We start from the raw sequence: 20,992 nt of genomic DNA, 5'->3' as shown, positions 1-20,992 counted from the left end.
TACCCGCGCCCCGGAGTTAAGCGGTGCGGGGTCGGCCCGCCGACAGGGGCCGGAAGCCGCCGGTATCGGTGCGTCGACCGCACCGTCTGACCCGTCCCGTCGGTCGGATTCTCAACCCTTTTGTCGCCGCGGCGACTTCCCACGGGTATGACCGAGCAGGACGCGTCCGACCCCGCTGGGGCCGCTACAGACGAGACAGGCGCGACCGCAGACGCCGAGTTCGACGGGGAAGCCGACGACGACGCGGGCGACCCCGTCAGTCCCGACGAGGTCATCGACCCCGGCGAGGCCGGCGCGGACGCGGGAGACGGCGAGGACGCCGCGGACGGCGACGCCGGATTCGAGGGCGCTCCGGACGATGACCTGATCGACCGCGTCGCCGAGTCCGACCCCGAGTCGATCGCGCAGGAACTCGCGGCGCTCCGTGGGCGCGTCGACGGGCTGGAGGAACAACTGGACGCTCGCGACGCGGAACTCGACGACGTCACCGAGAAGCTCAAGCGCAAACAGGCGGAGTTCAAGAACTACAAGAAGCGGATGGACGAGCGCCGCGAGGAGGAGAAACAGCGGGCGACCGAGGACTTGGTCACGCGGCTGCTGGACGTGCGCGACAACCTCCAGCGCGCGCTCGAACAGGACGAGGACGTCGACATCAGAGGCGGAGTCGAGTCCACGCTGCGGTCGTTCGACGACGTGCTCGACCAGGAGAACGTCGACGTGATCGAACCCGAACCCGGCGAGGATGTCGACCCGCACCGGCACGAAGTGCTCGTCCGCGTCGAGTCCGACCAGCCCGAGGGCGCCATCGCCGAGGTCCACCGCCCCGGCTACGTCATGGCCGAGAAGGTCATCCGCGAGGCGCAGGTCACCGTCAGCGACGGGTCCGGCGCCGAGGAGTGACGCCCCGGGAACGGGGGCCGGCGACCGTCGTCGGACCTGTCGGACGGGCTAGTTTTGGACGGTATAACGCTGGTATTGCGGTTGGATTTATAAGCACCGGTCGGCCGCGCCGGCAGAGACGGAAATCGCCTGTCTGGGGCCGTCTGGGTGGATTCGTGTTCGGTTCATCTAGCAACTTTTAACCGGCGCAATCGGGTATAGTCGGGTAAGATGGCGAGCAACAAGATTCTCGGAATCGACCTCGGGACCACGAACAGCGCGTTCGCGGTCATGGAGGGGGGCGACCCCGAGATCATCGTGAACTCCGAGGGCGAGCGGACGACACCGTCCGTCGTCGCGTTCGACGACGGCGAGCGACTCGTCGGCAAACCCGCGAAGAATCAAGCAGTCAAGAACCCCGACGAGACGATCCAGTCCATCAAGCGCCACATGGGCGAGGACGACTACTCGGTCGAACTCGACGGGGAGGAGTACACGCCCGAGCAGGTCTCGGCGATGATCCTCCAGAAGATCAAGCACGACGCCGAGGAGTACCTCGGCGACGAGGTCGAGAAGGCGGTCATCACGGTTCCCGCCTACTTCAACGACCGACAGCGCCAGGCCACGAAGGACGCCGGCGAGATCGCCGGCTTCGAGGTCGAGCGCATCGTCAACGAGCCGACCGCGGCCGCGATGGCCTACGGGCTCGACGACGAGTCCGACCAGACCGTCCTCGTCTACGACCTCGGCGGGGGTACCTTCGACGTCTCCATCCTCGACCTGGGCGGCGGCGTCTACGAGGTCGTCGCGACCAACGGTGACAACGACCTCGGTGGCGACGACTGGGACCACGCCATCATCGACTACCTCGCCGAACAGTTCGCGGACGAACACGGCATCGACCTGCGCGACGACCGCCAGGCGCTCCAGCGGCTGAACGACGCAGCCGAGGAAGCGAAGATCGAACTCTCCAACCGCAAGGAGACCCGCATCGACCTACCGTTCATCACGACGACCGACGAGGGCCCGCTCGACCTCGAAGAGAAGCTCACCCGCGCGAAGTTCGAGTCGCTCACGGCGGACCTCATCGAGCGGACGGTCGGCCCGACGGAGCAGGCGCTCGAAGACGCCGGTTACGACCAGAGCGACATCGACGAGGTCATCCTCGTCGGCGGGTCGACGCGGATGCCCCAGGTTCAGGATCAGGTCGAGGAGATGACCGGCCAGGAACCCAAGAAGAACGTCAACCCGGACGAGGCCGTCGCGCTCGGCGCGGCCATCCAGGGCGGCGTCCTCTCCGGCGACGTGGACGACATCGTCCTGCTCGACGTGACGCCGCTCTCGCTCGGTGTCGAGGTCAAGGGCGGACTCTTCGAGCGGCTCATCGAGAAGAACACCACGATTCCCACGGAGGAGTCGAAGATATTCACCACGGCCGCGGACAACCAGACGCAGGTCCAGATCCGCGTCTTCCAGGGCGAGCGTGAGATCGCGAACGAGAACGAACTGCTCGGCGAGTTCGCGCTCTCGGGTATCCCCCCGGCGCCCGCGGGCACGCCGCAGATCGAGGTCTCGTTCAACATCGACGAGAACGGCATCGTCAACGTCTCCGCCGAGGACAAGGGCTCGGGCAACGAGGAGAACATCACCATCGAGGGCGGCGCCGGTCTCTCCGACGACCAGATCGAGGAGATGCAGCAGGAGGCCGAGGAGCACGCCGAGGAAGACCAGGAGCGCCGCGAACGCATCGAGGCCCGCAACGAGGCCGAGAGCACGATCCAGCGCGCCGAGACGCTGCTGGAGGAGAACGAGGACGAGGTCGACGAGGAACTCGTCGAGGACATCGAGGCGGAGATCGACGAGGTCCGGGAGGTCCTCGAAGACGAGGACGCCGACACCGACGACTACAAGGACGCGACGGAGAGCCTCGCCGAGGCGCTCCAGGAGATCGGCAAGCAGATGTACCAGGACCAGGCCGCCGAAGGAGCGGCCGGTGCCGGTGCCGCGGGCGGCGCTGCCGGTGCCGGCGGTATGGGCGGCATGGGTGGCGCCGGTCCCGGCGGCGCTGCGGGCGCCGGCGGCGCGGCCGGAGCTGGCCAGGGCGAGGAGTACGTCGACGCCGACTTCGAAGACGTCGACGAGGACGACGACGAGTAACGCGAGGAGTCGTCCTCGTCGGCTCGGAAGACGAACGTAGTGAAGTCTTCCGGTGTCTGAAAAAGCGAGCGGAGCGAGCTTTTTCAGTTGGACGAAAGCGACGAAGACGAGTGAAGCGAGTCTGAGGAGCTTTCGTCGGCTCGATAGACGAACGGTGCGAGGTGCGACTGTAGGGAGCGCCTCGGTGTGAACGGGGAGCGCAGGCGACCCGTGAACGCAGTGAGTCTATCGGTGTTTCAGAAAGCGAGCGCCAGCGAGGTTACTGAAGAGGACGCCGACGAGTAACGCGAGGAGTCGTGCTCGTCGACTCGGGAGACGAGCGTCGCGAGGTCGACCGGTGGGAGACCTCGAAGCGAACGGGGAGCAAAGCGACCCGTGAGCGAAGTCTCTCGGTGTCTTGAGAAACGAACGAAGTGAGCTTCTCAAGTTTGACGAACGCGACGAAGACGAGTGGAGCGAATCCAGTCGCCGCGTCGGTGCGGTCGGCTTTCGTTCTCACGGGTGAATCTTAGAACGGTGGGGGCCTTCGAAACTGAACCCCGGCATTTTGCCCGCCCTAAACCCTATCTCACCGATATGTTGTACACTATGCATTTTGGGACAATACTTAATTATCAAACGACCGCATTGAGACTGTGAGCTACGACGTCGAGCGCCCCGGCGGAGCGTGGAGCGGCGCAGCAGCTGCGAACGCGGTCGACGAGTCGTTCGTCGACGTCATCGGGGGGACTGTCCTCCCGGAGTTACTCATCGCGAGCGCGCCGGAGAGCTTCGTCGTCGTCGACGATGGGGGGAGCATCGTCTTCGCGAATCCCGCGGTCGAACGGGTCTTCGGGTACGAACCGGAAGCGTTGGTCGACCGCTCGCTGGTCGAGCTGATCCCAGAGCGGTGTCGTGACGCCCATCGGTCGGGATTCGATGCGTATCTCCGGAGCGGCCGGCGGAGCTTCGACTGGGACGACGTGCGATTCAGCGGGCGCCACCGTGACGGCCACGAGGTTCCGCTGGCGATGTGGTTCCGTGAGTTCACCCACGACGGCGACCGGTACTTCGTCGGCGTCTTCAGGGACATCTCGGCGCAGGTGCAGCGGCGCGAACAGCTCGCGTCGGAGCGGGCCTTCGTCGGGAGCATGTTCGACGCGCTCCCGGACGTGGTGTACGCGTTCGACCGGGAGGGTCGGTTCGTGCGGTGGAACGACCGGGTGAACGAGGTCGCCGGCTACACCGACGACGAGATCGAGTCGCTGAATCCGCTCGATTTCATCCCGGCGGACGACCACGAACGCGTCGGTTCGGCCATCGGTCGCGTCCTCGAGGAGGGGTCGGTCGTGACGGTCGAGTCGGCGATCGTGACGCGCGACGGGACCGAGATCCCGTACGAGTTCACGGGCGCACCGCTCGTCGAGAACGGGGAGATAGTCGGACAGACGGGCGTCGGGCGCGATATCTCCGACACCAGGCGACACGAGCGGACGCTGGAGCGCCTGGACGACCTGAACACGGCGATCCGGTCGGTCGATCGAGCCCTCGTCGAGGCCGAGACGCGCGAGGAGATCACCCGCTCGGTCTGTACGCGCCTGGTGGGTGAGGGGGCGTACTGCGGGGCTGTCGTCGGGTCGCTCGACGGTGACGGCGAGGGGTTCGACGTGGACGCTCACGCGGGGCTCGGTCGGCAGATGGTCGAGGTCGCCGAGCGTCGCGAGGAATCGAGCGTCCCGCCGATAGTCGCGCGTGCGGCCGAGTCGGGCTCGGTACAGGTTAGCGAGGGCGTCACGAGCGGGCCGATGGTCGACGGCGAGGAGGCGGACCGGCCGCGCAGTTTCGCGGCCGTCCCGCTCACCGCGAACGACCGGCGGTTCGGGCTACTCGGCGTGTGTACGGACAGGGTCCTGGGCCTCTCGGAGCGCGAGCGGGCGGTGCTGGGCGAACTCGGGGAGGTCATCGGGAACGCGATCCAGTCGGCGCTGACCCACCAGCTACTGCACTCGGACGCGGTCGTCGAGATCGAACTCCGAACACGCGACGAGGACCTCCCGTTCGTCGCGGTCTCCGCGGCGGCGGACTGCCGGCTCGAACTCAAGCGCTCGCTCTCGTTCGGGGGCGAACAGGTCTTCTACTTCACGTCGAGCGACGCTTCGGCCGAACGGATTCGCGAGGCAGCGTCGTCGGTCCCGTCGATCACCGCCGTCGACGAACTGGAGGGCGGTCGCTTCGAGTTCCGGACGCGCGGCGGGACGATCACGTCGGTACTGGCGGAACTGGGCGCCAGGACGACGGCGGGCGTCGCAGATCGCGGGGAAGCGCGGATCGTAGCGGAACTGCCGTCCGACGCGGAGGTCCGCGAAGTGGTCGACGCCGTCACGGAGGCGTATCCCGAGACCGATCTGACCGCTCGTCACGAGACCGAACGGTCGCTCCGGGCCCCCGACGAGTTCCGTGGGCGGCTCGCGGCTGACCTCACGGAGAAACAGCAGGCCGCGCTGGAGGCGGCGTACTTCGCGGGGTACTTCGCGTGGCCGGCGCGGACCAGCGACGCCGGCGACGTCGCCGAGACGCTCGACATCGCGCCCCAGACGTTCCACCAGCACCTCCGCGTCGCCGAGCGGAAGGTTCTCTCGAAGCTGTTCGAGGGCACCGACGGCGACGCGGTCCCCGACCGGGGTCGTACCTGAGTGTTCTGGCATGTGCCTCAATGTCTCTCGGCGTCAATCTCTCCTGTGAGCGAAGTCCAATCGAACCCGGTCTGTCGACCGCACTCGACCGCCGACGTCGGCCCCGGGAGGGCACGCGACCGGCGGGCTTCGCCACCCCCCGCGGCGTCGGCCGACAGCCGTGGCCAGGTGAGGCCCAGATGACGAGGATCGACGACTGGACCGTCAGGAACGCGTATGGCGACGACCCGCCGACCGTCGCGGTGGTGAGAGCCGTCGCCGCCGCGACCGACCGGTCGATCACGGACCTGCGCCCGCTGTATCACGCCGTCGAGGCCGACTCGCTCGACTACCTCCTGGAGGGAGCGGGCGACGCGTCGGTCACGTTCCGCTACGAGGGCTGTGACGTGGCGGTCGACGAGACGCACGTACTCGTCAGGGTGACCGACGACGCCGCGAAGCCGCCGAACCGATAGCGCGGTCGGGGATGGGCCGAACCGCCGTCAGCCGGCGTGACGCTTCGCGGTGGTGTACGCCTCGCGGACTCGTTTGAACTCGTCCTCGTCGCCGCCCTGGTCGGGGTGGACCTCCTTGACCTTCCGCCGGTACGCGGTTTTCACTTCGTCGAGGCTCGCGGAGGCCGGCACGCCCAGCTCTGCGAACGCGGCGATCGTCGGGTCGATACGCTCCTCGTCGTCGTCGGGGCCGAAGTCGACGTCGGGCACGTCGAACGGGAGTCGGTCGCCGAGCTGGACGCCCGGCATCTCGTGCTCGACCAGCACCGGCACCGTCGGCGAGCGCTCGATGCGGTAGTACGCCCGCGCGTCGAACGTGATCGCCACGTCTCGCTCGGGGAGGTAGAAGGCGACGTGTTGGCCCTCGACGAAGTGGTCTTCGGCGAAGGGCTCGTCGATGGCGTCGAGGTAGTCCCGCAGTTCGGTCCGGCGGCGCCCTTCGCCCCCGTGTCGGCGCCGACGGGCCTGTCGAGACGGGTAGAGCCGGTTCGCGGCGACGAACAGACAGGCGGCCAGGATGCTACTCGCGACGCCGAGGCCGAGCCCGACGAGGAACCACCGGGGCAGCGCGAGCAGACCGTCCAGTGCCACGCGCGGGGGTTGGCGTCGCTGAAATATGAAAGTCTCGGGAGCGGCGAAGCGCGAACGGCGAGCGGGCGGTCGTCGGTCAGCCGATGTAGCGGAGGTCCTCGTCCGAGGCCGTCGGCGTGCCCTGGTCCATCTCCTGGATCTTCCGGACGACCTCCTCCATCTCGTCGGCACGCTCTTCCAGCGAGGCGTAATCGACGTCGAAGTCGACGACCTCCTGGAGGACTTCGAGGACGGCCTGGGCGCTCTTGGGGTCGACGAGGTAGCCGCTGGTCTCGCCCATCAGGCAAGCCGCGTCGAAGCCGCGGCGCTCGCCGAGACCGAGGAGGAGGCCGCTGACGCCGACGATGCCGCCGGCGGGTTCGTCCTCGCGGAACTCGACGCCCACGTCTTCGAGGTCGGCGACGACCTCGTCGGTGGTGGCGGCGCCGAGAACGGAGTACTCCTCGATGAGTTCGCCGGTGGGGACGCCCCCGAGGGCGAACACGCGTTCGACGCCGTAGTCCTCGGCCACGTCGAGGAACGTGTCGGTGAGCCCGTAGTGGCCCTCGCTGTCCTGGGCCTGGTGGTCGCCGGTGAGCACGAGCAGGTCCCGACCGTCCTCGGGTCGGACGGCGTGGAACTCCGCGGAGGCCAGTTCCGTCCGGCCGTCCTCGACGCTCACCTGCGGCGGGAAGTGCGTCGAGTGGACCCGTTCGACGCGCTCGCTGTCGATCTCTTCGAGGAGGTGCTCGACCGCGAGTTTGCCGACGTGACCGACGCCGGGCAGCCCCTCGACGAGGACGGGATCGTCGAGGTCGGGACTCGCCAGCGCCTCGCGTTCGTATTCGTCCATACGGGTTAGTCGCGGCGTCGCCGCTTAAGTGCGCGTCGATACTCCCCGTAGTTGTCCTCCGGCGAGAACGGCGCGGGCGCGGAGTTGACGGCCTCGGCGCCACACGCCGGACAGGTGTCGGCGAGCGTGTAGCGCGGCCGTTCGTGTTCGTCGCGCCACGCCGAACAGACGAGGATGTCGGATTTCATGAGAACGGTTGGTCCGCGGACCGCCGATCACTCGACGTCTTCGTGGCGCTCGCGATGGTACTCGCCGGTGCCGCCGTGGTCGCCGACGACGGCGATAGCGCGCTCGGCGCTGGATTCGAGCTGCGACTCGGCGGTCTTGTAGTCGGGCGCCTGCACCTGGATGCGGTACTCCGGCGAGCCGACGTAGGTCACGTCGAGGTCGACTTCCTCGGGAATCTCGCCGTTGCCTTCGGCGGCCTGGAGCGACTCCTTGATCACGTCGACGCCGTCGCCGCTGGGGCACTCCAGCGAGACGTAGCCGGTGACGTTGACGTAGGGCACCGAGACGTTCTCCCGAGCCGTCTCGACGATGGCATCGACTTCCTCGTCGGAGAGGTCGGTCTCGTCGAGGGCCTCCTCGCCGTGGATGGCGGCCTCCTCGAACCCCTCGTACATCGAGCCGTAGGCGGCCAGCAGCTCGTTGGCGATGGCGGCGTAGGTCTCGTCCTCGATGTCCTCGCCGAACGCCAGCAGCATCCAGTTGTCGGCCTTCTGCTCGTTCTTCCACTCCTGGATCGTGTCCTTGCGCTGGTGGTCGTTGACGTCCTTGATCGACAGATCGATCTGCTGGGCGCCCTCGTCGACGTCGAGGACCTTCGCGACGACCGTCTGCCCCTCGGAGACGTGGTCCCGGACGTTCTTGATCCACCCGGAGGCGACCTCGCTGATGTGACAGAGGCCGCGCTTGTCCTCGTACTCCTGGAGGTCGACGAAGACGCCGAAGTCCTCGATCTCGTCGACGCGTCCGACCACCAGTTCGCCGGGGTCGGGCCAGCCGCTGTATTTCATTATCGTGCCTCGACGGTCTCGACGACCTCGCCCTCGATGGCCGCTTTACCGCCCGTCGGTCGGGCGAGCGTGTGACCGCAGACCTCGCAGGCGACTTCGGTGGCGGCCTTGCCGAAGACGATCTGTTCGTTCTCGCAGTCCGGACACGCGACGCTGTAGAAGTTCCCTGTCATCGTTAGTCCTGCAGGTCCAGCTTGCCGGCGCGCCATCCCTCGCGGAGGTGGGCCTTGCCGCAGTCGGAACAGCGGTACTTGAGGTCGGTCTTCTGGGTCGGCTTCCCGCCCGAGGGGACCTTCGAGAACTTGCCCGCGTTCCCGTAGCCCGAGCGCGTTCGCTCGGCCTGTCGCCCGTTGACCTTGGTCATCCCCGAGGTCCGACCGCTCCGGACGCGCTCGACCTCGTGTTCGTTGTGCTCGTCGCAGTGCGGACAGTACGTGTTAAATCGGCGTGGCATCTCCATAGATATCGACCTTGCGAGCGGCTTGGTCGTGCCCGCTTAAAACCCGTTTGGTTCGGGCCTGCCGCCGCCCGGAGAGCGGTCGGCTGGTCCGCGCCTCGCGCGCGGCGACTGCCTATAGCGTAGTCGTCACCTGTTCGCCGCTCACGACCTCGGGGACGATCACCTCGTCGGCGCCGGCCCGCCGTGCGACGGATTCGTACATCTCGTCGCCCGCGCGGACCACGACGGTCGCCTCGGGCGCCAGTTCACCGGTCGTGATGGCGATCTGGATGTTGACGTTCGAATCGTCGATGGCGCCGACGACGGTCTCGGCGCGTCCGGCGCCCGCCGCTGTCAGCACCCCCTCTCGGCGGGCGTCCCCCTGGACCGAGAGCAGGCCGTCGTCCAGCGCGCGCTCGTGCTGGCTGTCCTGGGTCTCGATGACCACGACCGACCGGTCGCGGTCCCGGAGACGTCGTGCGATCGTCTTGCCGAAGGTACCGTACCCGCAGACGATGACGTGGTCCTCGCAGTCGCCGATGGATCGTTCGACTTGCATCTGTCTGAGTTCCGTGCCGATCTGGCCGCCGAAGGTCGCCGACAGCACCGTTTCGCCGATCCACAACCCGGCGACCACGAGCCCGGACACGACGACGATGCCGTACCCTCGCAGCGCCCGCGCCGGCGCGTCGTGGGACTCGACGTACAGTTCGATGCTCGTCGGGTCGAGCAACCAGAACAGCGCCTCCACGACCCCGACGCCCGCCAGGGCGACGAACCCGACGACGCCGACGGCGACGAGGACCGCGAACGCGGCCACCGGCCGCACGACCCGACGCAACAGCGGTCTGCGCAACACAGCCCGAATGTACTCGATCGCCACGATTGTCTCGCTCTCGCCGGCCGTGTTAAACGTCACCACTTAACACATAATGTCCCCTTTCAGTCTTTGCGGGTCGGCGGTCCACCCGCCGTTCCGACGGCGTGTCGCTCGCGTCGCGGGCGAACCGGCGCGCAGGCGGCCTGACTCGCCGCGGGTCCGAAGTCACTAAGTACGCTTCCACCGAACCGACGGCCATGAAGAAGCTGATCGTCCACGGGGACCCCGGATTCCGGAAAGACGCCGTCATCTCGGTCGACGGCGAGGAGCTGGTCGTCTTCGGCGTCGCTCGCCAGGGCGAGTGGCACGGACCGGACCGACCCCAGCTGTGGTGCACAGTCGGTACCGAAGACGAGCGCGACACCTACGAGCGCCGCGACTACATCCCCAACTTCCTCGACACCGAGGCCGTCGACGCCGAGGCCGTCGAACTCGTCGAGTCGGCCACGGCCTGAGCCGGTCGGACCCGAGAACCGCGCTTTTCTCCCGTCACACGAGGTCCACGTACGGCGGTTTCTCCGCGTAGTCGACGACGGCGCTCGTCCCCGGCGCCCCCGTCGGCGACTTCCGGAGCGTGAGCCACTCGACTCCGTCGTCCGCGCGCTCGATACGGAGCGTCTGCCGGCTCGCGTCCACGAAGAACTCCACGAGCGTCCGGTCCTGAATCGCGGGGTTGACCGTGTAGACGACCACGTCCTCCTCGTCGGTGTGGCGCGCGGCCGCCCGGTAGCGGACGTGTCGGACGCGACGGGGCGACAGCTGTTCCAGGAGCGGTTCGGTGTCGACGAACGCGAACAGCGGTCGGTCGCCGCTGCGCTCGTACGACAGCTCCATCATCGCCTGCCAGTCGCGCTCGTCCTCGTCGTAGCAGATGACGTTGCGGTGGTCGCACTCGGCGCTCTCGACGAGTTCGAGGACGAACAGGCGGTCGTCGTCGAGCAGACCGTCGACCGACCAGTCGCCGTCCGTCCAGTAGCGGTCGAGTTGCGCCAGCGAAACTCCCGCCGGGAGCGTAACGGCCAACGCCATCCCCTCCTCGAGCGCGGCGGCGAGCAGCCGCGCGTTGATCGCGTAGTAGCCGGTCGTCCCGTCGTGGGAGAACACGGTCAACCCGCCGCGGACCAACCCTCCTCCGAGCAGGTCGTCGAGCGCGGGGACGCCGGTCGAGAGGTGCTCGTGGTGCAGCAGATCCGTCGGTGGCGTCCGCTGGGTCGGTCGGACGGTCGCGCCGTCGTCCCCGAGGACGAGCTTGTGCAGTCGGTCGTCGTGGTCGTGTCCGCGGAGTTTGGCCACGCGGAGGAAGCGGTGGCGCTGGTTGTTGCGCTCTCGCCAGGAGAGCCGGACGACGCCGTGGGTGCCGTACTGCAGGAGGTCGCCCGCGACGCCGCGGTCGTCGCCGCCGGCGCCAGCGGTCAGCAAGGAGGTGGCGCCGAAGTCGTCTGAGAACAGGCGGATCAGGTCGTAGGTCGACCGCCAGAAGGAGATACGGTCGGCGGCGATGGGTCTGAGACCGGAGAGGCTGTCGAGCAGGATGCGGTCTTTCGGGCTGTGGTCGGAGAGGTAGTGGACGACGTTCTCCCGAGAGAAAGGGAGGTTGAACCACTCCGTGACCGCGCGGTCGCCGCCGTCGAGCGTCCGGAACACGAGGTCGTCGTCGCGCTCCATCGTCTCACCGGGTTCTGCGTGGACGGTGATCACCGTCAGGTTCTCCGCGTCCAGGTCGAAGGGGTACGGGTCGAGCGTGTCCCGCAGTTCGCCCAGCGTCTGCTCGGTGCTGACGAACAGGCAGTCCTCGCCGGCGTCGAGGCCGGCCTGGAGGAACTGCATCCCGAGCGTGGTCTTGCCGGTCCCCGGCGGACCGGACACGAGCAGACTGCGATTCGACGGCACGCCGCCGCCCAGCAGCGCGTCCAGCCGTTCGCATCCGGTCGAGAGAGGCATCGTCCCGAAATGAGTTTCACCATCTAAATCAATTTTGCCGACATATTTGGGTATCCGACGCCCGTCCGCGCCGGTCGGAAAAACGTATCGAGGCGGTGATAGGCGTTCTCGGCCGAAAGAAACCCTTTAATCTCGCCCGGTGGGACGTGCGGACATGGATACGGCCGAGCGGCTCGAACTCGCGACACGGAACACGGCCGAGGTGGTCGAGCGATCGGAACTGGAGACGCACTTCGCGGAGGGCGACCCGTCGGTGTACATCGGGTACGCGCCGACCGGCGAGATGCACATCGGGCACTTCACGACGATGCGAAAGCTCGCCGACTTCCTCGGCGCCGGGATGGAGGTGACGGTCCTCATCGCGGACCTGCACGCCCATCTCGACGACAATAAGAGCCCCTTCGACCTGCTCGACGCCCGCTCGGACTACTACGAGGAGACCATCCGGGCGATGATCGACGCCGCCGGCGCCGACGCCGAGCAGATCTCTTTCGTGCGCGGGAGCGACTTCGAACTCGACCCCGATTACTCGCTGGAGCTACTGCGGATGGCCGCGGAGACGACGCTCAGCCGCGCCCAGCGGGCCGGCAGCGAGGTCGTCCGCGAGTCCGACTCCCCGAAGCTCGGCGGCCTGCTCTACCCCCTGATGCAGACGCTGGACGTGGACGCGCTGGACGCCGACGTTGCCTACGGCGGCATCGACCAGCGCGGCATCTACATGCTCTCGCGGGAGATCCTCCCCGACCACGGCGGCGAGGCGCCGGTCTGCGTCTTCGCTCCGCTGCTGTCGGGTCTCTCGGGCGGGAAGATGTCCGCCTCCGACGAGTCCTCGAAGGTCAACCTCAACGACTCACCCGAGGAGGTCGTCGAGAAGATCGAGGCCGCCTACTGCCCCGCGGGCGAGCGCGAGGACAACGGCGTTCTGGAGTACCTGGAGTACCTCGTCTTCCCGATCCTCGACGAGCGCGGCGAGTCGTTCGTCGTCGAGCGGCCCGACGAGTACGGCGGGGACCTCACCTACGACGACTACGACGCCGTCGAGGAGGACTTCCTGTCCGGCGAACTTCACCCGGCGGACCTCAAGCCGTCCGCGGGCGCGGCCATCTCGGAGGTCATCGCGCCGGTCCGCGAGCGTCTCGACGAGCGGCCCGAACTGCTCCGAGAGGCCTACCCCGAGAAGTACGACTGACCGGGATGAGCGACCGATGACGCCGGCGGACGGTCCCGACACCAGGTCAGTCCGCGACACCTACGACCGGATCGCCGAGCACTTCTCGGCGACGCGGGAGTACCCCTGGCCGGAGGTCGAGTCCTTTCTCGACGGCCGCTCGGGCGACGTGGGGCTCGACGTCGGCTGCGGGAACGGCCGCCACACCGAACTCCTCGCCGAGCGCTGCGACCGCGCAGTCGGACTCGACGTGAGCCGCGGGATCCTCCGGGAGGCGAGCGCACGGGCCGCGGAACGAGGGTATCCGTGCGCGCTCGGCCAGGCCGATGCGGCGAGGCTACCGGTCAGGAGCGGTGCGGTCGACCTCGCGGTGTACGTCGCGACGCTGCCACATCTGCCGACCCGGGAGCGCCGCCTGGCGAGCCTGGACGAACTCGCTCGGGCGCTCGACGCGGAGGGTCGGGCGCTCGTGAGCGCGTGGTCGACCGAACACGACCGCTTCGAGGAGGCGGAGGGGTTCGACACGACCGTCGAGTGGACGCTCCCCGGCGGCGAGACGGTGGACCGCTTCTACCACATCTACGACCCCGACGAGTTCCGGGCGGACGTGGCCGAGAGCGGGCTGTCGCTCGTCGAGTTCGAGATCTCCAGCGGGAACTGTTACGCGGTCGTCCGGTCGGCGTAACCGACCGGTCAGGGAACTCGCCGAACACCCGACCGGATGAAGCTCAGGCCCAGGACCGCCGCGACGACGAGATACAGCGCCGCGGGGACAGTCCCGTAGACGAACGACACGGACGCGAACGGCCCGAGCGACGTCTGAGACAGGGCGACCGCCGCGGCCGCGAGCCAACAGACGGCGCCGAGCGACAGTTCGGCCCACCAGACCGATCCGGTGTCCGGATTCTCCGGGTCCGTCCGTTCGTCGGTGTCGCTCGCTTCGGCGGGCGCGTACGCGTGTCCGGTAGATTCTAGACTCATAACTGACGTCGAAACCTTCTCTCTCAACGTCGGCGACTATCGCTCATAAGCGATCTCCCGCAGCTATCACGGACAATAACTGCGTCAGGTGCGCTCCTACGGTGAAAATTCCTCTGAAGTCCTGCGATTTCAGTCGTCGCAGCCACCTGTTCGCTGTCGTCGTCGGTATAGACCGGCGATTCCAGCAGTTCGTCTCCATGTTCGTCTGGTGTGACGGGCACCGTTCTACCTGCGGAGGGACGCCGACACCGTCTCAGCCGTCGAATTGCCGTCGTGACCGGCCGCGCGGGGTGCTCCTCGAACGGGCTCGTTCGGCGGCACTCGGAGCGGGCGGACCCGCCGCTGTCCCGCTATCGGTTCGCCCGGAAAGGAAACACCCTTAATTAGCGACGAGAAATGGTGGAACGAGCGCCGGTGACGAGTGAACGCGGATCGTTCGCGAGTCGCGGCGTGAGGGAGCAAAGCGAACGAGCGCCGGTGGTCTAGTGGTAGGACCTGAGCCTTCCAAGCTCATGGCCCGGGTTCAAATCCCGGCCGGCGCAGTGAGGAGCGAAGTGACGAACGAGCACCCGGGATTCTGAAGTAGAGAAGTCCCAGCCCGCGCAGCGACGCGAGTAGGACCGTCTTCGCGTGGTTCAAATCCCGGCCGGCGCATGCGAGGCGCGAACGCAGTGAGCGTCTCGGTCGGCGAACGGGGAACGAAGTGACCCGTGAGCACAGTTCTGCGATCGTCCCACGGCAACTGGTTGAATGCGAGCCGCGATCGACTGCCGAGCCGAGTATCGAGATCGATACTCGAAGATCTCGATCACGGGGGATTTCACCGGTCTCACCGCGAGTAACTGCATATTACTGTCGTCGAGAGACGACGGCGGTGGCGGCGGGTTGGATACGGGTAAGGGGTGCCATCGCGCGGGCTTTGGAACGGAGTGACACAAGGGCGGGGCTATTGACGGGGGTCGCGGTGATTGTCTCGGCTTACGATTCACGGGTCTCCGCTGGGCGGAGGATAACAAAGTGTATCTCGCCCCTTTCTTCAGTCGGATGACTTACGATAGATACACGAAAGCGATAGTCGGAGCAGTAGCGCTGACACTCGTCGTGAGCACGCTCGCGATGAGCGGCGCTGCGTCGTTCTCCGCACAGGACGACGTGAACACAGAGACGCAGACGCAGGACACATCGTACCTGCGGGTGGCGCACATGTCCCCGGACGCGCCCCCGGTCAACGTGACGTTAGATAACGAGACCGTGGCGTCCAACGTAGAGTTCGGAAACGTGACCGAGTACATGAACGTCACCGCGGGCACGTACAACGTGTCGATCGCCATCGCGAGCCAGCCCAGTAACGTGCTCTACGAGGGCAACGTGACGATCGAGCCGCGGATGGTCGCGACCATCGCCGCCAGCGGCGAGTTCAGCACGGACTCGGACACGGAGTTCCAGCCGGTGGCCTTCGAGGACGACGCCTGGGAGCCGAGTGACGACATGGCGGCCGTCAGCGTCGTCCACGTCTCGCCCGACGCGGGCCCGGTCGACGTCGTCGTGACCGAGGGTCCGTCCGAGGACAACGCGACCGACGCGGCCGGCGAGGAGACGGAGACGGAGACGGAGACGGAGACCGACTCCGACATGGGCAACGAAACGGAAACGGAGACCGACTCCGACATGGGCAACGAAACGGAAACGGAGACCGACTCCGACATGGGCAACGAAACGGAGACGGAGACCGACGAAGAGATGTCCATGGCGGCGCAGGAAGAGACGGACACAGAGACGGAAACGGAAACCGACGACGGCGTCGGTGAGGAGACCGAGACTGAGACCGACACGGAGACTGAAACGGAAACCGAGACTGAAACCGAAACCGAAACGGAGACGGAGACCGAGATGGAGACGGAGACCGAGACCGACGACGGCGAGGACGGCGAGACGGTCCTCGTGTCGAACGTGACCTTCATGAACGCGTCGGACTACGTGAACGTCCCGGCGGGCGACTACACGCTCGAGATCCGCTCGAACGAGACGAACGAGACGCTCGCCACCGTCGACCTCTCCGTCGAGGGCGGTAACGCCTACTCCGCCTTCGCCGCAGGGTACGCGAACCCCGACGAAGCGCCCGCGGGCGCCTCGTTCCAGCTGATCCCCGTTCAGGACGCGACGATGACCGTCTCGATCCCGACGGTGGACGCTGGCACGGAGACCGGCACCGAAACGGAGGCCGCCGACGGTAACGAGACCGACACCGAAACGGAGACCGACACCGAGACGGACGGCGAGACGGAAACCGACACGGAGACGGCAACCGACAGTGAAACGGAGACCGACAGCGAAACGGAGACCGACGACGGCACCGGTGAAGAGACCGAAACCGAGACCGGAACCGACGACGGCTTCGGCGAGCAGACAGCGACCGAGACCGCGACCGAAGCCGGCGCATAGGATCTGACCGCGCGGACCGCGGATACGACGCGCTCTCACTTTTTCGGGCCCGTACCGACGCCACGCAGAGCGGCGGCTGTCCCGATCGATGTGACGAGATTCAAGGCGACGGCGTCCGAACAGACAGTCGTGACTGAGGACACGCAGGCCGACGACGCGGGCGAGCAGCGCGACGCGCGGTCGCGGTCGGCCGAGGGATCGGGCCGCGGTCGCGACGGGCCGACCGCCCGCTACGACCGAGTCACGCGACATCCCACGCGGGGGCCGTACAACTCCATCTTCCACTGGACGTCGGCGCGCCACCCGCTGCGCGTGATGGTCAACTATGTCGTGATCCTCGCCTGCCGGGTCTGCCCGAGCATGCGGCTGAAGAACTGGTTACTGCGGCGGATCGGGGTGACGGTCGGCGACGGCGTCGCCTGGGGGCTGGAGTCGACGCCGGACGTGTTCTGGCCGGACCTCATCACCGTCGAAGACCACGCGATCGTCGGGTACGACGCGACGGTGCTCTGCCACGAGTTCCTCCAGGACGAGTACCGGACGGGCGAGGTCGTGATCGGCGAGCGAGCGATGATAGGCGCCGGCGCCGTCGTCCTGCCGGGCGTCGAGATCGGCGCCGGCGCGCAGGTGGCCGCCAACTCGCTCGTGACCGACGACGTCCCGCCGGGCGCGACGGTCGCCGGCGTCCCGGCGACCGTCGCGGACGCAGAATAACTCCGGACTCGATCAGTCGCGAATGCGGACGATGCCCGATTCGAAGACGCTCCGGTTCGGGACGATGTACTCCTCGCCGTCGCTCTCGATGCGGGTCGTGAACATGTCGACCTCCTGGACGATCCCCTCGTTGTCGTCGATACGGACGCGGTCGCCGATGCTGTAGGGCTCGGTCAGGAGCAGGTAGATGCCGGCCGCGCCGGACCTGAGCATGTCCCAGAACGCGACGAGGGCGAGGACGACCAGCGAGAACGCGTAGACGGCCAACAGGACCAGGAGCGCGGCGATCTCGACCCCGAGCTGCCCGAGCGCGATCAGTATCGCCACGTAGAAGACGCTGTACTTGACGAGTTCGGGGATGACGCTGACCTCCGGGAGCTTGATGCTCCGGAGGCGCTCGCTGACGTAGAGCTTCGCCTGGTCGCCGACGACGAGCCCGATGATGAGCGCGAGCGCGGCGATGAACAGGCTCGGGAGGTACCCCGTGAAGCGCGTCCAGAAGACGTCCGGATTCCCCAGTCTGGCGACGTTCACCGCGAGGATGATAGCGAGGACGTAGACGAAAATCGCCGCGATGTTCGAGATGATCCCGACGGTCGAGGTACCGAACCCACGGGCAGTGCGTTCGAACGGCGTCCCCTCGACGGTCTCGCCGACACCGGCGCGTTTGAGTAGCGTCCGCGTCCACCGCCAGACGAGGTAGCTGAAGACGACGCCGAACAGCAGGATGGCGATCGAGGCCACGAACGCCCCCTGCTCGGAGAAGACCGCGCGAACGACCTCCGGCCAGTCGATCTGCATCAGTACGCCTCCGGATCGAGCTCCAGGATGAGTTCTCCCGCTTTGAACGCTCGCACGAGACCGTCGCTCTCCGAGAGGACGATCGCGATGGCGTTCGTGTCCCGCGTGATCGCGCCGGCCGCCATGTGTCGCGCGCCGAGCCCCTTCGGGATGTCGACGCCCTCGGCGGACGGTTCGAGGTAGCGATAGGCGGAGACGATCTTCCCGGAGTCGGAGATGACGAACGCACCGTCGAGCCGGGAGAACTCTTTGAGCATCACGTTCACGATCGGGTCGCCGACGTGGACGTGTGACTTCTCGAAGGGGTTGTAGCTCAGGGGCCGGGACTTGTTCATCACCTTCCCGGCGTCGCCGACGACGAACAGTGCGCCGACCGGCTTGCCCTTCTGGCCCTTCTTCCCGAGTTCGACCGCGACTTCGAGGACGTCGCGGATGACCGCCGGCTCGGCCCGCGAGTTGGCGAACAGGTCGTAGACGCCGGACTTCTCGAACTCGTCGGCCCGCACTCGCGAGACCGTGTCGGCGTCCTCGTCGAACACGCCCGCCAGACAGACTAGCTCCGCGTCCTCGTCGACGTGGCCGTTCTCGACGGCCCCTTCCACGCCGAACCGGACCCGGTCGCGCAGGTCCTCGAACTCCAGCGGCAGCTCCACGAACGACTCCGCTTCGACGTCGTTGGTCGGGCCGACGACGACGGTCTCCACGTCCTCGGCCATCGTCTCGTAGTCCGATTTACCCGGCGAGAAGAGAAACACCGCGTCGGCGTCAGCGACTAAGTCGTCGAGAAAGTCGTCCAGACCGGTCATTGTCGTATCAACTCATCCGACATGAAAAAGCGTTTCGGCCCGTCTGACCGCCGTCGCACGCTCGTCATGCGAACGCGCCGAACTCGCTCCCCGCCCGATCGATACAGCGCCGAAAACAATCGACAGTTGACACGTGTGTGGGTGCGACCGCGGTTCCCCGCTCAGGTGTCGACCGGGAGCGACCGATACCGGGCCAGCACGCTGTCACGGACGTCGGCCATCGGCACGCCGGCGGCCGTCGCGAGCGCGAGCGCACCGCCCATCGCAACTCCCTCCTTCGCCTCGCCGTTGACGTACCCGTCGAACGCGGGGTGGTCGCCGGCGTCGAACGCCGGATCCGTCGCCGTCACCGAGAGGTCGAACGCGTCGGTGAGCGCGTCGAGGTCGACAGACGGATCGTCGGCGACGTACTGCGTCGTCGCTAGGTCGAGCCGCTGTTCCTCGTCCGCGTGGCGCAGGATCGCCGCGACCGTCGCCAGCTGGGTCCCGCCCGCGAGAGTGACCTCGGTTCCCGATTCGAGACTCCCCAGCGCGAGTCCGCTCAGCACGGCCAGTACCGGATCTCCCATTCGCCGGATCGCCTCCCGCGGGTCGCCGGCCAGGTCGCCCGCGTCGAGCCCGCTCGCCGCGAGCGCCTCGTCGACGACCGCCTCCTTCCGCTCGACCGGGTTCTCCGGCAGCGACGAGGAGACGCTCGCGCCGTCGCCCGCCGCCGACCGTTCGCCCAGCGCCGCCTGCACGCCCAGCGCCGTCGTCGTCCCACCGGGGATCGACTCGCCGAGGAACACCTCGTCGTCGGGCAGCGCCCGCCCGAACTCCCGGGCCGCCGCGAACGCCCCCGGAGCTGTCGGCACCGGATCGGCCTCGCGGATGTCGTCGCCGGGCCGCGCCCCGACCGTCACCGTCGGCGCGCCGGTCGGTTCGGCCAGCCCCCCGTCGACGACCGTCACGTCGAACCCGACCAGATCCCGAACCGCCCGCGTCACCACCGCCGGCGTCGGACAGCCCGTCGGACTCACCGGCACCACGGGCGACCGGACCGGTTCGCCGTAGCTCACGATCTCGGCGTCCGCGCTCGGCGTGTGGACCATCGCCTCCGGGTCGGCGCCCGCCGCGCTCAGCCCGTCGATCTCCGCCGTCCGCGTTGTCCCGACCGCCAGCACTACGCGCACGTCTGATCCCTCCCAGTCGCTATCGAATCGCGTTCCATACTCGGGGGGTCAGACGGCCGCAGGTTAACTCCGTCGGCACGGTCGTCGCAAGAAAAACCGCGTCGGATCGACTCGACCGGTCCCGACCCACTCCGTCCCGGACCGGTCAACGGACCCCGTTCGAATCCGCTCTCTCCCGTCAGATGAAATCGTCCACGCTCGGGCCGCCGGCCGAGTCGCCGTCCTCGTGTTCGGTCCCGCCGGCCATCAGCGTCAGCGGGTTGCGCGTCTGCAGCCAGACGTGCCCCTCGCCGGAGAGTTCCGTCACGAAGCCCTCGCCGCCGAGCATCGTCGACTTGATGCTCCCGTCCTTGCGCCGGTCCATCGAGAGCCCGTCGGTCCAGGCCACGAGGTGGTCCTCGTCCACCGTCAGCGGCTCCTCGGGCGTCACCTCCTTCTCGTACATCGACCCGTACGAAGAGACGAACGCCATCCCCTGCCCCGAGATGCCCAGCACCGTCAGCTCGCCCGACGAGAACAGGTTCGAGCGGTTGTTCATCTCCGTCGACCGCTCGACCAGCGGCTCCCACGCCAGTAGCGACCCCGACTGGGACTTGATCGGCCCCTGCTCCGTGACGTTGATCGCCGTGATGTCGCCCGGGTGGTCCGGCACCAGCGTCACCTCGGCGTCGTCGGCCACCGCGTAGTACTTGTTCTCGACGAGCCCACGTTCGTCGCTGATGGCCCGCTTGGCCATCCCCATCACGCCGTCGTCGCCGCCGATGCTCGTCTCGTTCTCGATTCCCGCCGACTGGGTCATCATCGCACCAGGCTTCGTCTCGATCTCCTCACCCTCCGCCAGTCCCACTTCCAGCACCGCGTAACTCGGCCGTTTGTCGATCGTGTAGCGCATCTCACCGGGTATGTCTCTCATCCGTTACTTATATCTTACTAATGTTTACGTCCCAGCGGCGTCGCTCCGGCCCGTGGACGCGAATTTGCGGAGATTCGCGCGTGACCGGATTTGA

Annotated in this window: 21 protein-coding genes, 1 tRNA gene and 1 pseudogene; 10 read left to right on the top strand and 13 right to left on the bottom strand. The window is 67.4% G+C overall.

Annotated features, from left to right (window positions below; genetic code table 11):
- Window positions 1–147 precede the first annotated feature (147 nt).
- The 4 genes from grpE (at window position 148) to ACMGFH_RS08220 (ending at window position 6,163) form a co-directional block, all read left to right on the top strand.
- A complete protein-coding gene (gene grpE / locus ACMGFH_RS08235) occupies window positions 148–900 on the top strand; it encodes a nucleotide exchange factor GrpE (RefSeq protein WP_415382493.1) in 753 nt (250 codons plus the stop codon).
- A gap of 210 nt (window positions 901–1,110) precedes the next feature.
- Window positions 1,111–3,036: a molecular chaperone DnaK gene (gene dnaK / locus ACMGFH_RS08230; protein ID WP_415382492.1), complete on the top strand. Its 1,926-nt coding sequence runs from the start codon at window positions 1,111–1,113 to the stop codon at window positions 3,034–3,036.
- 635 nt (window positions 3,037–3,671) lie between these two features.
- Complete coding sequence (locus ACMGFH_RS08225; protein ID WP_415382491.1) at window positions 3,672–5,708, top strand: PAS domain S-box protein; 2,037 nt, start codon at window positions 3,672–3,674, stop codon at window positions 5,706–5,708.
- Between the two features lie 179 nt (window positions 5,709–5,887).
- Window positions 5,888–6,163, top strand: coding sequence for a HalOD1 output domain-containing protein (locus tag ACMGFH_RS08220; RefSeq protein WP_415382489.1), 276 nt, complete (start codon window positions 5,888–5,890; stop codon window positions 6,161–6,163).
- Window positions 6,164–6,190: 27 nt separating this feature from the next.
- Here the strand turns inward: ACMGFH_RS08220 and ACMGFH_RS08215 are convergent, their stop codons facing one another.
- From ACMGFH_RS08215 to ACMGFH_RS08185, 7 genes are all read right to left on the bottom strand, one after another.
- Complete coding sequence (locus tag ACMGFH_RS08215) at window positions 6,191–6,787, bottom strand: J domain-containing protein (protein WP_415383221.1); 597 nt, start codon at window positions 6,785–6,787, stop codon at window positions 6,191–6,193.
- 82 nt (window positions 6,788–6,869) lie between these two features.
- On the bottom strand, window positions 6,870–7,625 hold the full coding sequence (locus ACMGFH_RS08210) for a proteasome assembly chaperone family protein (protein WP_415382487.1): 756 nt from the start codon (window positions 7,623–7,625) through the stop codon (window positions 6,870–6,872).
- A gap of 5 nt (window positions 7,626–7,630) precedes the next feature.
- A complete protein-coding gene (locus tag ACMGFH_RS08205; RefSeq protein ID WP_415382485.1) occupies window positions 7,631–7,813 on the bottom strand; it encodes an RNA-protein complex protein Nop10 in 183 nt (60 codons plus the stop codon).
- A 27-nt stretch (window positions 7,814–7,840) separates the two neighbouring features.
- The gene (locus ACMGFH_RS08200; protein ID WP_415382484.1) at window positions 7,841–8,641 is read right to left on the bottom strand and encodes a translation initiation factor IF-2 subunit alpha; all 801 of its coding nucleotides are present in this window, start codon (window positions 8,639–8,641) and stop codon (window positions 7,841–7,843) included.
- On the bottom strand, window positions 8,641–8,814 hold the full coding sequence (locus tag ACMGFH_RS08195; protein WP_415382482.1) for a 30S ribosomal protein S27e: 174 nt from the start codon (window positions 8,812–8,814) through the stop codon (window positions 8,641–8,643). Before ACMGFH_RS08195 ends, ACMGFH_RS08200 begins: the two co-directional genes overlap by 1 nt.
- A gap of 2 nt (window positions 8,815–8,816) precedes the next feature.
- Window positions 8,817–9,101 carry a 50S ribosomal protein L44e gene (locus ACMGFH_RS08190; protein ID WP_006883878.1) on the bottom strand — a complete coding sequence of 95 codons (285 nt, stop codon included), beginning with the start codon at window positions 9,099–9,101 and terminating at the stop codon, window positions 8,817–8,819.
- A 112-nt stretch (window positions 9,102–9,213) separates the two neighbouring features.
- Window positions 9,214–9,963 carry a potassium channel family protein gene (locus ACMGFH_RS08185; protein ID WP_415382481.1) on the bottom strand — a complete coding sequence of 250 codons (750 nt, stop codon included), beginning with the start codon at window positions 9,961–9,963 and terminating at the stop codon, window positions 9,214–9,216.
- Window positions 9,964–10,157: 194 nt separating this feature from the next.
- On the opposite strand from ACMGFH_RS08185, the gene ACMGFH_RS08180 reads away from it, so the two are divergent.
- A complete protein-coding gene (locus ACMGFH_RS08180; protein ID WP_415382480.1) occupies window positions 10,158–10,415 on the top strand; it encodes an HAH_0734 family protein in 258 nt (85 codons plus the stop codon).
- A 34-nt stretch (window positions 10,416–10,449) separates the two neighbouring features.
- On the opposite strand, the gene ACMGFH_RS08175 is transcribed toward ACMGFH_RS08180, so the two are convergent.
- Window positions 10,450–11,901 carry an RAD55 family ATPase gene (locus tag ACMGFH_RS08175; RefSeq protein ID WP_415382479.1) on the bottom strand — a complete coding sequence of 484 codons (1,452 nt, stop codon included), beginning with the start codon at window positions 11,899–11,901 and terminating at the stop codon, window positions 10,450–10,452.
- Window positions 11,902–12,055: 154 nt separating this feature from the next.
- Here ACMGFH_RS08175 and ACMGFH_RS08170 point away from each other — a divergent pair, with 154 nt between their 5' ends.
- Entirely contained in the window at window positions 12,056–13,090 is a 1,035-nt protein-coding gene (locus ACMGFH_RS08170) for a tyrosine--tRNA ligase (RefSeq protein ID WP_415382478.1), read from the top strand.
- Window positions 13,091–13,106: 16 nt separating this feature from the next.
- Window positions 13,107–13,754, top strand: coding sequence for a class I SAM-dependent methyltransferase (locus tag ACMGFH_RS08165; RefSeq protein ID WP_415382476.1), 648 nt, complete (start codon window positions 13,107–13,109; stop codon window positions 13,752–13,754).
- Between the two features lie 8 nt (window positions 13,755–13,762).
- Here the strand turns inward: ACMGFH_RS08165 and ACMGFH_RS08160 are convergent, their stop codons facing one another.
- Window positions 13,763–14,050, bottom strand: a complete 288-nt coding sequence (locus ACMGFH_RS08160; protein WP_415382474.1) for a hypothetical protein — start codon at window positions 14,048–14,050, stop codon at window positions 13,763–13,765.
- 471 nt (window positions 14,051–14,521) lie between these two features.
- Between ACMGFH_RS08160 and ACMGFH_RS08155 the strand changes: the two genes are divergently transcribed.
- The 3 genes from ACMGFH_RS08155 (at window position 14,522) to ACMGFH_RS08145 (ending at window position 17,206) form a co-directional block, all read left to right on the top strand.
- Window positions 14,522–14,592, top strand: a tRNA-Gly gene (locus ACMGFH_RS08155).
- Window positions 14,593–15,151: 559 nt separating this feature from the next.
- The gene (locus ACMGFH_RS08150; protein ID WP_415382472.1) at window positions 15,152–16,492 is read left to right on the top strand and encodes a DUF4397 domain-containing protein; all 1,341 of its coding nucleotides are present in this window, start codon (window positions 15,152–15,154) and stop codon (window positions 16,490–16,492) included.
- A 129-nt stretch (window positions 16,493–16,621) separates the two neighbouring features.
- Window positions 16,622–17,206 (top strand): acyltransferase, encoded by a 585-nt coding sequence (locus tag ACMGFH_RS08145; protein ID WP_415382470.1) that lies wholly within the window; start codon window positions 16,622–16,624, stop codon window positions 17,204–17,206.
- A 12-nt stretch (window positions 17,207–17,218) separates the two neighbouring features.
- Here ACMGFH_RS08145 and ACMGFH_RS08140 read toward each other — a convergent pair whose 3' ends face one another.
- From ACMGFH_RS08140 to ACMGFH_RS08125, 4 genes and pseudogenes are all read right to left on the bottom strand, one after another.
- Entirely contained in the window at window positions 17,219–18,007 is a 789-nt protein-coding gene (locus ACMGFH_RS08140; RefSeq protein ID WP_415382469.1) for a mechanosensitive ion channel domain-containing protein, read from the bottom strand.
- Window positions 18,007–18,813, bottom strand: a complete 807-nt coding sequence (dacZ, locus tag ACMGFH_RS08135) for a diadenylate cyclase DacZ (RefSeq protein WP_415382468.1) — start codon at window positions 18,811–18,813, stop codon at window positions 18,007–18,009. Before dacZ ends, ACMGFH_RS08140 begins: the two co-directional genes overlap by 1 nt.
- 161 nt (window positions 18,814–18,974) lie before the next feature.
- Window positions 18,975–19,988 (bottom strand): annotated as a pseudogene (locus ACMGFH_RS08130) (nicotinate-nucleotide--dimethylbenzimidazole phosphoribosyltransferase); the annotation flags it as partial.
- A 175-nt stretch (window positions 19,989–20,163) separates the two neighbouring features.
- Window positions 20,164–20,877 (bottom strand): TIGR00266 family protein, encoded by a 714-nt coding sequence (locus tag ACMGFH_RS08125; RefSeq protein ID WP_415382467.1) that lies wholly within the window; start codon window positions 20,875–20,877, stop codon window positions 20,164–20,166.
- Window positions 20,878–20,992 lie beyond the last annotated feature (115 nt).

The organism is Halosimplex rarum, assembly GCF_047715405.1.
Classification (GTDB): domain Archaea; phylum Halobacteriota; class Halobacteria; order Halobacteriales; family Haloarculaceae; genus Halosimplex; species Halosimplex rarum.
The sequence above is the reverse complement of the archived record's forward strand: the minus strand, read 5'-3'. Positions and strand labels throughout refer to the sequence as shown.